This window comes from Methylomonas sp. MK1 (assembly GCF_000365425.1).
Taxonomy (GTDB): domain Bacteria; phylum Pseudomonadota; class Gammaproteobacteria; order Methylococcales; family Methylomonadaceae; genus Methylomonas.
In genome coordinates this window covers 253,773-266,284 of record NZ_AQOV01000002.1, presented here as the reverse complement: position 1 = coordinate 266,284, position 12,512 = coordinate 253,773, and the positions used below count along the sequence as shown (strand labels likewise).

Sequence of the window (12,512 nt, the reverse complement as noted above, 5' to 3'; positions counted from 1 at the left end):
TTTCTTTAGAGGAATCAGCTTTCGGTTTGGCTGGGCCGACACCTTGCTCGCCGCATGCGGCCAGGGTGGTTACTGCGATAACTAACAATAATACTTGGCTGATTAATTTCATAAGTTTTCCGGTTGTGACGATGTTTTTATAATTCGCCTTTGCCGCGCAACTGCGCGTTATCAAAGGAGATGCACTTCAAGCCATAAGGCTTGGACAACATCATGACATTGATCGGATAAGGCCATTTGATCGATGTCAAATGGCTGTAAAATGCCAGGAATATATTTAATAACCGCGCAGCAGTAGAGATAAAATAGCGGCCCGTCAGATCGGTTGGTTTTATCAAAATGCCCCCAACAGCGTTAAATTCCTACTCCGAATAGCATCTGCAAAAACCGCAGACGCCGAAATCACCTGCCGGACATTTCTGACAATGTCTTGTAAAGAAATCTGACATCAAAAATCACATGAGTACATTAAAAAGCTTTTTAATCGCGACCCTTTGTATAGCAGGCCAAAGCACGCTTGCTGACAGCCCCTCTTGGAAACCTGACCTACCCAAAGCTAAAACCGCGTTCGAACGAGAAACACGTGTAGCGTTGCGGGAAGGACACCACATCGAACCCACTATTTTTCCGGGCTTTTATGCGGTCCGCTCGGGGCAGCCAGGTGCTCCTTCCGCCTATTTTCGAGAAGATATGGCTTGGCTGGGAAATGTAAGGTCTCAAGGCTGGAGCATTCGCTCCCCATTGGAAAGCAACTCAGAAGGAAAAAGAAATTGGCTGAAAGAGCAGATCAAGTATCTGCCATTTGAAAAGCTTATTTTTATTCAACGCCGAAAACCGGCAGTGGCGGTAATTTGGTCGGCTCCGGATTGTCCATTTTGCCGAAAACTTGAAAGAGCCTTTGAGCAAGAAGATGTTTCCGCTTTTGTTGCACCGGTTGGATTAACCGAAGAAGGCTACCGACAAGCAGCCAATATTTATTGCTCTAGCAATGCCGCAAAATCCTGGCAGACAATGATGCGCGAAAATACACCTAGCGAACCTGCTAGCCCGGGTTGCTCATATCCGCAGGAAATGATGAACGATATTGGATTTTTCTTTGGGATGGGGCGAATGGCGACACCTATCGTCGTCTTCGCGGACGGCTCTACTATGAGCGGCTGGGATGATCACCAGGCTCTCGCATTGCTACGTGAGAAAATTAAGCAGCAACAATTTTTTCCGAATCCTAACACCCGCGGGTAACGCTCAAACTGTTCGGAGGCGTCAGCTTGACATCGAGTACCGCAAACCGAAGTCTGCGGTACATCTCAAAGAAACGGCCTGAAAGAAAAAACTAACATCATGAACGGGCATTCAGATTTTTCCAACTGCCCGTTCCAATCTTCAGGCTGTTTACGACACCTTAATTAAGCGGCGATCGCGTTAACCTTACCGTTACGACGCGCCAGACGGGCCATACCCAACAAACCGCCACCTAGCAGAGCCAAGGTACCTGGCTCTGGAACGGTTTCAACTACTGGCGGAGTCACAGCACCGAAACCGTCGAGATAGACATAGCCTCTGTGCCCGGTTGGCTCGCAGTCCGCAGCCAATAAGCTCAGCTGGTAAGTATGACCTAGCGTAAGGTTGGTCAACTGCTCTACTTGCCAACTAGTGTAATAGTATCCGGTTGAAGCGTTATAGGTAAAACGCGAATCAACGCCAGCACCGGTAGTAGCCGCGTTATATTCTCTGTTTACCAAAACCGACATACTGGTCAAGTCTGTTAATGTTAATTTGAAAGTGGCAGCATCATTGACACCATGAGCACCTTCCAATACCGCAGCCCACGCAAAGAAAATGCTGCTGTCTTGATAATTGCTTACCGTTTGCGTAATCGCGGAACCATAACCGCCAGTAACAGTGTCTTCCACGCGATATGAGTAATTCCCGCTATAGACCCGGTTAAGATTGTTCCCAGTGTTGGCATCAAAACCGGCAGTCACGATAGCAGAATGATTTATGGATGAACTGTAGTGACTGCCTCCTGGCAAGTAATTCACAGGATCCAGAGTAGAGTTAAATTCGTTACCTCTGTAGCCACCGCCAGTTGTCCAGCCGCTAGTGTCGCCAGTTTCAAAATTACCATTCACAAATCCCGCATGTGCGGCTGGGGTTAGTAGCACAGCAGCAGCAAGCGCCGCAAAAGCATTGGTTTTCATAGTATCTCCAGAATTAAGTAGAAGTTAAATTTTCAATGGCAGCAGCTAAAATGGCTGCACGCCTCCACAAATAAGCAAAATATGAGCCAATCTAAAGTAAAATAGCTAATAAATTGATATATATGACTTTTATGCTATAAATTACCCAGAAGAATACTCAACTTCCACTAAAAAATGTAAAATTTATCGACGTTTAATTCCATCGTACTTGGGGGATATGGAAAGACTTTTACGTGACGCCCAAAACAGGCCATTGCCGGAGAGAACTTATGGAACAACGGGAAAGGCATGAGATTTGGAGACTAGCAACTTGCCCATTTTCACCCACAGACCAACTTGTAGATTTATATCCAACTAGGCCTCACATAATTTATGTGACAGACCTAAAAACCCGGCACCGCCCGCGCCGGGTTTTACTTTAAAGAATTACAACAAATCAGCGAACATGATGGCGCGCATGACCTTCATGTCCATCGTCGTCGCGAGATTCACAACGTCCCAAAAAATCGGCATGTTCCGCATTAATCGACGCATCGCGGGCCGCAACCCCGGTATCGGCGAAATCGGTAAACAAGCCATCCACACCCAAATCAAAGTAATAAGTCATTTCCTGTTGCGGATCGGCAAAGCCGTAACCGGAGGCATCATTGCGGAAGGTCCAGGTGTGCACTAGCAAGCCTTTGTCGTGGGCCATTTCTACTACGCCGGTGCTACCTTCAACAATACGGTCATTAATGTTGACTTTGCCGTCGCCGTTGCGGTCAAAATCGACGGCTACGGTTTTCACCAGATAAGGCTTCCACGGACCTACCGCATCCGCGTAGGTTTTTACAAAATCCAGACCGTCGTTGCTCAGCAAATCGGCGAAAGTACGTTGATCGCCTTTCACGACAAAGTCATACGGCTGTTTATACGGCGCAACCAGCGACATCGAGCCGTCGGCATTGACGTCGTCCGCATCAATCAGCTGTACCAATTTGATGTCGGTCTTGCGGCTCAAATATTGCAGATTGCTGACTTCGAATGACTGGATAAACACTGGCGCGCAAGCGCTGTTGCTGTATTCCTTGTGTAGTTTTTTCAGCAGTTTATCTTCGAAGAAATTCTTACCAAATAGCGGCTTACCTTTAACGTTCTTCAGATCGGCGTGATAAGTGGAATGCTTGATTTCAGGGTAGATACCAATCCGGCGACCGGTTTTTTCGCTTTGTTGCTTGGCCAACGCAATCACTTCGTTCAAAGTTGGAATTTCAAACTCGCCGTCATAAGAATTATCCCGGCCGCGAGTTTGAATGGCGCGCAGGGTTTTGATTTCTTTCAAGGTAAAGTCGCTGGCAAACCAATCGGTCACCGCAAAGCCATCGACCATACGGGTGGTTTTGCGATTGGCAAATTCCGGGTGGTTAGCCACGTCGGTGGTACCGCCTATCATCGGTTCGTGACGAGCAATCATTTGACCGTCCTTGGTCAGCACCAAATCAGGCTCGATAAAGTCCGCGCCCATTTCAATCGCCAAGGCGTAGCCGGCCAGGGTATGTTCAGGACGATAGCCTGATGCGCCGCGATGGCCTATGACCAATGGGCCGGCACTGGCATGTTCGTGATGTTCGCTGTGCGGCAGCGCGTGGGCACTGTTTTGCGCACCGAGTGAAACTAGCATGGCAACAGTCAATAACGTGGGTTTCAACATGAATAGAGTCCTTATTTTGCTTGAAGTTAAATGGCTTAACCAGAGAAATTGCCGGGCGGCAAATACCGCCCGGGCGACTTGGTGTTAGTCGTGATCGCGGTCGTGATGATCGTGTTCGCGCTCACGTTCGGCTTCCGCCGCCAGGGTTTTGCTGAAGACAACCGTGCCGTCGATGTCCTTGAAGTCCACCGTCATGGCGCGGCTTTTTTTGTCGATATTCACTTCGCCAAAGAATTGCAGGCCGGCGTAAGGTGACAGATTGGCTTGGCCGGCTGGCGGCGCTTTCGAGAAAACCACTTGTGGGCCGAAGGTGCCGTCCGTGCTGTTAGGCCCGAAGGAACCGGCATTTAACGGACCGGCAACGAACTCCCAGAACGGCGCGAAGTCTTTGGAAGCCGCCTTGGCAGGATCGTAATAATGCGCTGCGGCATAGTGGACATCGGCAGTCAGCCAAACCAGGTTGTTGATATGCTCATGCTTGACAAAGCTCAACAAACGGGCAACTTCCAATTCCCGACCCGCGGCAGCGCCATCGTTACCGTTAGCAACCGCTTCCCAACGCGCTTGACCTTGGGCGGTGTTACCGTCACCAATATTCAAACCGATAGGCATGTCGGCGGAGATGACTTTCCAGGTGGCTTTTGAATTTTTCAACTCGTCCTGCAACCAAGCCATTTGCTCCGCACCGAGGAAGGCGGTTTCGGCATTTTCTTGTGATTGCAGATTAGCGGTATTCGGGCCGCGATAGCTACGCATATCCAACACAAACACATCCAACAATTTACCGTAGGAAATTTTGCGATAAATCCGCTCGGATTCTTCGGCATCGTGCGGACGCAGAGGTGCATATTCCAGGAAGGCTTTAGTGGCGCGGGCAATTAGCGTCGGTATATTTTTTTCGGTGTAGCGCGGATCGGCGCTCAGGTCTTTGGAATCTGACCAGTTATTCACCACCTCATGATCGTCCCACTGCCAGATTTGCGGCACTTCGGCATTGAAGCGGCGGACGTTTTCATCCAACAGATTGTATTTGTAGCGGCCACGGAACTCGTCCAAGGTTTCCGCGACTTTACTCACTTCCGGCGTCACCACGTTAGTCCAGAGCTGACCATTCTCGGCCAGCTTGCTCTCCGGAATCGGGCCGTCGGAATACACATTGTCGCCGCTTTGAATGAAAAACTGCGGCTGCACTTGGCGCATGGCTTCGTAAATCTTCATGCCGCCGAAGCTTTCGTTGATACCCCAACCTTGGCCGGCGGTATCCCCGCCCCAGACAAAGCGAATATCGTCGCGTTTACCGATAGTATGAAAATGTCCAATGACCGGTTCGCTTTTGCCGCGGGCGTTGGTCAAATCTTCAAACCAGACTTTGACATAAACGTCTTTGCCCTCGGGTAAACCGGTCAGGTCTTGGCGGGCGGTAAAGTCGGTCTCGGCCAATGCATACGGACCACGCACACTAATCGCGTCATTAAACTGCGGGTTATAAGCATATTTCAGCATCATGCGCGAAGGGCGGTCGGCACGGCTCCAAACTATCGCGCGGCCGGGTGCCAAATCGCCGATCTGGATGCCTTGCTCCATTTGCGGCACATCAACGGTTTGCGCAAATACCGGCGCATTCAGCGCTAACAGGCCGGCGATTGCCAATGCCAGTTTGGCCGGTTTTAAAAAATGACAGCTGGGTTTTAATAATTGCATCGCGACTGCTCCTAAGCATTGTGAAGAGGCCCGGATTATAGGCAGCGGCAAATGACAATCTGATTAAGGTCCGCAGAGAAAGAACCGGAATGATTTGCAGCCGATTCCAGCGGCAGAGAAGCTTTCCGTTTGCTAGGCACCAAGCGGGCGCAACCCACCGCGTTTTGTGACGTGCTTCGCATTTAGGCACGGTTGTTGCTAAGCAACATTTTGTCTTTCGCTTTTTATTTCAATTAGTTACGATTGGTCTATTATTGATACTCCGCTAAAGCTCGGCGTTTGGTTCACGGATGGATTAACAATTGCTTAGCCGCCGATAACGGCATACCTGAGCAGACCGGCAAGTTGTTTTACCAAGTGCGCATATCAACATGCCATTCAAGCCGATACGACTAACAGTCGCCGGTATATGCCAGCTATAGCATTAAAAACTATAACAATAGCAAGCAAGAGGAAGGAATCATGATCAAACCCGGAAGCACGCGGCGCGGCGCCAAATCCAAACAGCTGAATCGTTTATTGACGATTCCGGTATCCCATATCAGCGAATTAGTCCGCTGGATGCTCGACTACGGCGGAGTGCCGTACCGGGAAGAAGGCAGTGTGCCGATGCTGCATTTACCCGCTTTCCTGTTGGCCGGCGCCGATGCTAAGGCCATGCCGGTGTTGATCACCAGCGAAGCAACCTTATGTACCATGCGCGAATCGCTGCAATACATCGATGCCCGTTTACCCGCTGAACTGCGGCTTTATCCACGCGACGAGAAAGGCATGGCGGAAACCGAACGCTTGCTGGCGTTGCTGGTCGACAAATTGGGCTTGGCAACGCGCAATTACGGCTATGCGATGTTGCTACCACACAAAGAAACGGTGCTTTCGTTCTGGCAACAGCGGGTGCCTAACTGGCAAAAATGGTTGGCCGAACGCGCTTATCCCGTATTGGCTAAAGCCATGGAAAAATCCCTACCTGCCGATCCCGGACAAGTCGAACCCTGCAAACAACAAATCGAAGCGATCTTTGCGGAGCTGGACGCGCTGCTGGCCGACGGCAGAGCCTATTTGCTGGGTAAGCAACCCAGCATCGCCGATTATTGTCTAGCAGCGCTATCCGCGCCGGTGTTGTTGCCGGCCCAATTCGGCGGCGTACAGCCGACCAAGGCAGAGTTACCGACCGCCTACCAGGCTTTTGTCGAGCAATTGACGGCCACACCCACCGGCACCCTGGCTTTGAAAATGTACCGCGAACATCGACCAGCGCCGGCACCAGTGCTGGACTATCACCCCACATCCACCACCCCGCAAAATATAGTCAGTTACTACCTGGCCCGCGGCGTTGCAATGTTGACCGGAGCCACGGTGCAGCGCTGGCTATTCGGGCTGTTACGCAAGCACAAGCCGGTGTTGGTGCTGGGAAAACGCGCATTGGTGACGCGAGATAGCGATGTGCGCGAGACCTTGGCGCGCGATACCGAATTCACCATCGCCGAAATCAACGCCCCGAATATGCAGCGTTTGAACGGGCCGTTTTTCTTAGGGATGGACCGCTCGGAAGCCTACAGCAAAGAACAAGGCGCACTGCGCCGGGTCATCAAGCCCGGCGAAGACCAACTGATTCGCCGCATCGTCCGCCAGCATTGCGACGAGATGATCCAAGCAGCCTTGCCGCTGGGCCGGATTGATATGGTGTCGCAATTAACCCGCCCGGTAGCGCGGCGTTTTATTCGCGATTACCTCGGCGTGCCGGGCCCAGACGAAGTGACGATGATGCGCTGGATGCGTTCCTTGTTTCACGATCTATTTTTAAATCTCAGCAACAATCGCAGCATTCAAATCACCGCAGAACAATCGTTCCGGGAAATGGGGCCGTATCTGCTGAATCTGATCGCCGAACGCCGGGAGCGCATCAAACAAGGCGAGCAGTTCGAAGATTTTCTATCGCGGCTAATCAAAATGGGCATGGACGGCGAACACGATCTGGACGACGACGGCATCCGCCGCAACATCTCCGGCTTGATCGTCGGCGCGCTGGATACCACCTCAATGGCAACCACCTTGATTGTCGAGCAATTGCTCAGCAAGCCGGATGTATTGCAACGCGCCAAACAGGCGGTCGATGACGAAGACAAGCTATTGCATTTGTGCTTCGACGTGTTTCGTTTCAACACCATGGCGGCGGCGATGCGGCGGCATTGTAAGAACGGCGCGGAGATTGCCGGCGTGAAAATTCCGCCCGGTGCCGAAGTCTTCGCCTTTACCGCCTCGGCGATGTTCGACGAAAGCGCCTGGCCGGAGCCGTTCAGCGTACGCGAAGATCGTGCGCTGGATCGCTATATGCACTTTGGCGATGGCATGCACCGCTGTTTTGGCGAATACATCAATCGCATCCAAATCCCGACCTTGGTAGCCAGTTTGCTGCGCTTGAACAACTTAAAAATATCCAGCGGCATCTTGTACGACGGACCGTTTCCCGATCAATTTGTCCTGAGTTTTGATCGGTAATTTCTTCACCAGCACGATAATAATTTCAAGAGGACGTGTGTATGCAACAAAACCCCATGACCGTTATCACGGAGATATTGCCGGACCAGCTGGAAACGCTGGAAAAGTATCTGGCGCCGATAGGCACGGATATCAAAAACAATCCGGTGATTAAATTTTCCAATTATCAACAGCTGCACTACTGTACCTTTTTCGTTATCCCCGGCACGCATCCCTCGGAGGTGGATACCGGCGAGCCGGCCCTGCTGGCGTTTGAGGCCAATATCGACGGCGATGTGAAGCAATTCATCACAGATTTGCTTGCCGGAAACCCGGACTTTGTGAATACCGTCTATAGCTGCTGCAAGGATTATCCGGGCAATAACACCAGCCAACTGGCCGACTATTTATTGAAAAACGATTTCGGTGCTAATGCCTTTTACGTCGCCCACCCCGGCCAGACCCGCAATACGATTGTCGAGCAACAGCAAATCCGCCAGCGTATCCAAGACTATATTGATGCCAATCGCCCGGAATTGGCGGCTAAACAGCCCGCCGAGATTCATGCCGAGATCGTCAAGCATTTAGGCACCATCAACAAACCCACGCCGCAGCCGTTTTTAAATAGTGCCGGCCAGATGATATTCAATGGTTTGCTGGGGGTATTAGGCATTCTGCTGGTAGGCGGCTTCTTCGGCATGTTCGGGCCGCTGGTGGAGTTTTTGGCAGTATTGGTACTGATCGCCGGCGTCGCCTTCGCGGTGCTGTTGCGCTGGAACGAGATGCGCGACAAACAGGACGACAAGCCCTGGGTTGTTTCCGAGCAAATGGAAGCTATTCAGCGCGTGGAAGACCGGCAATTGCAAAATCATCTGACCAGCGTCATTGAAATCAAACCCGGCTGGTTCAGATTGACCACCTTACGCGTCGTGCTGGCCGGCATCAATCTGGTGGCCAAACTGGTGGCTACCAAGGGCGACTTGAGCGGCATCGTCACCATCCATTTTGCCCGCTGGGTGATTCTGCCCGGCAACAAGCGCTTGTTATTCATGAGCAACTACGACGGTAGCTGGGAAAACTATCTGGGCGAATTTATCGACCACGCCAGCGTCGGCTTGACCGCGGTGTGGAGCAACACCCAACTGGGTAAGGACCGCGGCTTTCCGGATACGCAATGGCTGGCCTTGCGCGGCGGCTCCCGCGACGAACAACGTTTCAAAAATTTCGCCAGAAACAGCCAGCTCGCCGAGTTGGTTTGGTATAGCGCCTACATCGATTTGTCCGTGAAAAATGTCGCCAATAACCGGGCGATTCACGAAGGCTTGTTTTCCACGACCAATCTGGCTGCTTGGCTGAAATGCTTATAAAAGGACTCCAACAATGACCACCATCGATAAATTAGAAGACGTACAAGGCATCGTGTTTAGCGGCTATAACAAGCATATGGCCAACTGTAGCTATTACCTGTTAAAAATCGACGATGCCGGCAAAACCAAGCCCTGGCTGAAAAATCTGGTCGAACAAAAGCAAATCAGCCACGGCGCAGATAAACCGACCGACGAAACCGAAAACCGCATAAACCTGGCAATCAGTTATTCCGGTTTCGAACAGCTAAATCTGGATAAAGACAGCCTGTACAGCTTTGAGCTGTCCTTCCGGGAAGGCATGCATTCCGAGCATCGTTCGGCCCTATTGGGCGACCGTGGCATCAACGATCCTAGCGTGTGGGATTGGGGCAGCGGCGCCAAACGGGTGGATATGTTATTCATGCTGTTTTCCAAAAACGACGCTATCCACAACGCCAGCCAGAAATACCATGAAAAGGCCTTTAAGGGCGCCGGCTTGAGCGTCGTGCAGCGCTTGGATGCCGGCGAGAAAAAGCAGGACGCCAACGGCTTTACCTTGGAGCATTTCGGCTTTGCGGACGGCATTTCCGACCCTGTCGTAGACGGCTTCCCTACCACTACCGGCTCTGGCGAAATTGCCACCGGCGAGTTTTTGCTGGGTTATCCGAATCAATACGACGGCAAGCTTACCAAAATGCCACAGTTGGGTACTGCCGGCGAAGCCTTTGGCAAAAACGGCACCTATCTGGTGTTACGCCAGTTGAAGCAAGATGTCGGCGCATTCTGGCAATTCATGGAAGAAGAAGCCGCACGCCAAGGTATTACCGCCGACTATCTGGCCGCCAAGTTCGTCGGCCGCTGGAAAAGCGGTGCAGTGGTGGAGCCCAATCAGGACACCGACCCTAACAAGGTCGATAACAGTTTTAACTTTACCAAAGACCCGCATGGCACCGGCTGCCCACTGGGCTCGCACATTCGCCGCGCCAATCCCAGAGCAGTGGGCTTAGGCGCGACCGAAGCGGAAGCGCTAAAAGTCGCCAACCGCCATCGCATCCTGCGCCGCGGCCGCAGCTACGGCAATTTTCTGGAAAACCCGGCAAAAGACGACGGCAAAGAACGCGGCTTGTTGTTCATCTGCTTGAACGCGAATATCGAGCGCCAGTTCGAATTTGTGCAACACACCTGGATCAACAGCGTCAAATTCGCCGGTTTGTACGACGAAGACGACCCCTTGATCGGCAGCGGCGTGGCGGAAAATCGTAATTTTACGATTCAGGATGAACCATTGCGGCGGCGGGTTTGCGGGTTTCAGCAGTTTGTGACGACGCGCGGCGGCAGTTATTTCTTTTTGCCTAGTTTGAGTGCGTTGGGGTTGCTGGGGAGTTCCTGATTGAACATTTTGAAGTAAGCATTTCCCGCTGGATAAGCTTGGCGAAAGGAGCGCAGGCTCCGTTCGCCAAGCTGCGGCAACGATGCCAAAGCGTTGCGGCTCCCACGCCCCCTTCTCCTCAACCTTTGGGTGCAACATACCTAAATTCTCGGAGCAATTGGTCATTTAAACTTTTCATTTTGCCTCATGGCAAACTCTAGACGCTTCTTCTATGCTTAAAATCAATGATTAACGGCCTGGAGGAGTTGATGAGCATCAAGAATTGGCCCGCGGACGAACGACCCCGCGAAAAACTGTTGCAACGCGGCGCCACCGCGCTGACTGACGCCGAGCTGTTGGCGATTTTTCTGCGCACCGGCACGCCCGGAAAATCGGCGGTGGATATGGCCCGCGACTTGTTGAGCGAATACGGTTCCTTGCAAGCTTTGCTCGGCGCCGATCAACACCGCTTCTGCCAAAGCAACGGTTTAGGCGATGCGAAATACGCTCAGCTGCAAGCGGTGTTGGAAATGGCCGGCCGCCATTTCGCCGAGGTCCTGCAGCGCGGCAATGCCTTGACCAGCCCTGACATCACTCGCGCCTATCTCAGCGCCCAATTGCGCAGCTACAGTTACGAAGTGTTCGCTTGCCTGTTTCTGGACAATCAGCATCGGGTGATTCAGTGGGAAGAACTATTTAGAGGCACCATCGACGGCGCCAGCGTCTATCCGCGCGAAGTGGCAAAGCGGGCCTTGTTTCACCACGCCGCAGCGGTCATATTTGCGCACAACCATCCGTCCGGCATCAATGAACCCAGTCAGGCCGACAGGCAAATCACCGACAAACTGAAACAGGCCCTAGGCCTGTTCGATATTCGCGTGTTGGACCATTTTATCGTCGGCGACGGCCAGCCCTTTTCGTTCGCCGAGCATGGCCTGCTTTAATCGCCCAGGCTATTTATTGGCTATCTTGACCAATCGTGGGCCGGTACTGGCTCAGCACCCGCTCCGCCAGACGCGAAAACGGCATGCTCTGGATCCACACTGAACCCGTACCTTTCAAGGTCGCCAGAAACAGCCCCTCGCCACCAAACAGCATGCTTTTCAAGCCACCGCTCATGCCGATGTTGTAATCAATGTCGCCGCTGAAGGCCACCAGACAGCCGGTATCCAGACGCAAGGTTTCGTTACGCAATTCCTTGCGAATCACCGTGCCGCCGGCATGAATAAAGGCCATTCCGTCACCGCGCAGGCGTTGCAGAATAAAGCCTTCGCCGCCGAAAAAGCCGCTGCCCAAGCGTTTGTTAAAGGCAATATCCACTTGGGTGCCGTAGGCGGCAGCCAAAAACGCCGATTTCTGGCAAATCACCTCCTCACCCAATTCAGCCATATTCAATGCCGCGATTGAGCCGGGAAACGGCGCGGCAAACGCCACCCGGCGTTTTTGCGAACCGTGATTGGTAAAATGAGTCAAAAATACCGACTCACCGGTCAGCATACGTTTGCCGATACCAAACAGTTTATCCATCACCCCGCCGGAACCGTCGCCCATCTTGGCTTCAAAGTCGATATCTTGTTCGAGATAGGTCATCGCCCCCGCTTCGGCGATCACGGTTTCTTTGGGGTCGAGCTCGACTTCGACCATTTGAATGTCATGACCGATAATCTGAAAATCGACTTGATGGCAACGCATGGGTATATCCTCTTATTGAGTTGAAAAATTAAACG

10 protein-coding genes are annotated in these 12,512 nt (G+C 52.1%); 5 read left to right on the top strand and 5 right to left on the bottom strand.

Features of this window, described 5'->3' with window-relative positions; translation table 11 throughout:
- Positions 1–137: 137 nt before the first annotated feature.
- Complete coding sequence (locus G006_RS0118090) at positions 138–338, bottom strand: hypothetical protein (RefSeq protein ID WP_020484637.1); 201 nt, start codon at positions 336–338, stop codon at positions 138–140.
- A 121-nt stretch (positions 339–459) separates the two neighbouring features.
- Between G006_RS0118090 and G006_RS0118085 the strand changes: the two genes are divergently transcribed.
- Entirely contained in the window at positions 460–1,242 is a 783-nt protein-coding gene (locus G006_RS0118085; RefSeq protein ID WP_020484636.1) for a thioredoxin fold domain-containing protein, read from the top strand.
- A gap of 164 nt (positions 1,243–1,406) precedes the next feature.
- Here G006_RS0118085 and G006_RS0118080 read toward each other — a convergent pair whose 3' ends face one another.
- From G006_RS0118080 to G006_RS0118070, 3 genes are all read right to left on the bottom strand, one after another.
- Complete coding sequence (locus tag G006_RS0118080) at positions 1,407–2,201, bottom strand: PEP-CTERM sorting domain-containing protein (RefSeq protein WP_020484635.1); 795 nt, start codon at positions 2,199–2,201, stop codon at positions 1,407–1,409.
- Positions 2,202–2,637: 436 nt separating this feature from the next.
- Entirely contained in the window at positions 2,638–3,891 is a 1,254-nt protein-coding gene (locus G006_RS0118075) for a glycerophosphodiester phosphodiesterase (protein WP_020484634.1), read from the bottom strand.
- Positions 3,892–3,975: 84 nt separating this feature from the next.
- Positions 3,976–5,592: an alkaline phosphatase D family protein gene (locus G006_RS0118070; protein ID WP_020484633.1), complete on the bottom strand. Its 1,617-nt coding sequence runs from the start codon at positions 5,590–5,592 to the stop codon at positions 3,976–3,978.
- A gap of 462 nt (positions 5,593–6,054) precedes the next feature.
- Between G006_RS0118070 and G006_RS25920 the strand changes: the two genes are divergently transcribed.
- From G006_RS25920 to radC, 4 genes are all read left to right on the top strand, one after another.
- Positions 6,055–8,091 carry a cytochrome P450 gene (locus G006_RS25920; protein ID WP_020484632.1) on the top strand — a complete coding sequence of 679 codons (2,037 nt, stop codon included), beginning with the start codon at positions 6,055–6,057 and terminating at the stop codon, positions 8,089–8,091.
- Between the two features lie 41 nt (positions 8,092–8,132).
- Positions 8,133–9,437 carry a hypothetical protein gene (locus G006_RS0118060; protein ID WP_020484631.1) on the top strand — a complete coding sequence of 435 codons (1,305 nt, stop codon included), beginning with the start codon at positions 8,133–8,135 and terminating at the stop codon, positions 9,435–9,437.
- A gap of 13 nt (positions 9,438–9,450) precedes the next feature.
- Positions 9,451–10,806 carry a Dyp-type peroxidase gene (locus G006_RS25915; protein WP_020484630.1) on the top strand — a complete coding sequence of 452 codons (1,356 nt, stop codon included), beginning with the start codon at positions 9,451–9,453 and terminating at the stop codon, positions 10,804–10,806.
- A gap of 248 nt (positions 10,807–11,054) precedes the next feature.
- Complete coding sequence (gene radC / locus G006_RS0118050; protein WP_026147144.1) at positions 11,055–11,729, top strand: RadC family protein; 675 nt, start codon at positions 11,055–11,057, stop codon at positions 11,727–11,729.
- A 13-nt stretch (positions 11,730–11,742) separates the two neighbouring features.
- Here radC and G006_RS25910 read toward each other — a convergent pair whose 3' ends face one another.
- Positions 11,743–12,477 carry a TIGR00266 family protein gene (locus G006_RS25910; protein WP_020484628.1) on the bottom strand — a complete coding sequence of 245 codons (735 nt, stop codon included), beginning with the start codon at positions 12,475–12,477 and terminating at the stop codon, positions 11,743–11,745.
- Between the last annotated feature and the right edge of the window lie 35 nt (positions 12,478–12,512).

What these genes read in the sequence shown, in the direction of transcription:
- G006_RS25915 (WP_020484630.1), top strand. Translation starts at nt 9,451, where the DNA reads ATGACCACCATCGATAAATTAGAAGACGTACAAGGCATCGTGTTTAGC.
- G006_RS0118080 (WP_020484635.1), bottom strand. Translation starts at nt 2,201, where the DNA reads ATGAAAACCAATGCTTTTGCGGCGCTTGCTGCTGCTGTGCTACTAACC.
- G006_RS0118060 (WP_020484631.1), top strand. Translation starts at nt 8,133, where the DNA reads ATGCAACAAAACCCCATGACCGTTATCACGGAGATATTGCCGGACCAG.
- G006_RS0118085 (WP_020484636.1), top strand. Translation starts at nt 460, where the DNA reads ATGAGTACATTAAAAAGCTTTTTAATCGCGACCCTTTGTATAGCAGGC.
- G006_RS25920 (WP_020484632.1), top strand. Translation starts at nt 6,055, where the DNA reads ATGATCAAACCCGGAAGCACGCGGCGCGGCGCCAAATCCAAACAGCTG.
- G006_RS0118075 (WP_020484634.1), bottom strand. Translation starts at nt 3,891, where the DNA reads ATGTTGAAACCCACGTTATTGACTGTTGCCATGCTAGTTTCACTCGGT.
- G006_RS0118070 (WP_020484633.1), bottom strand. Translation starts at nt 5,592, where the DNA reads ATGCAATTATTAAAACCCAGCTGTCATTTTTTAAAACCGGCCAAACTG.
- radC (WP_026147144.1), top strand. Translation starts at nt 11,055, where the DNA reads ATGAGCATCAAGAATTGGCCCGCGGACGAACGACCCCGCGAAAAACTG.
- G006_RS25910 (WP_020484628.1), bottom strand. Translation starts at nt 12,477, where the DNA reads ATGCGTTGCCATCAAGTCGATTTTCAGATTATCGGTCATGACATTCAA.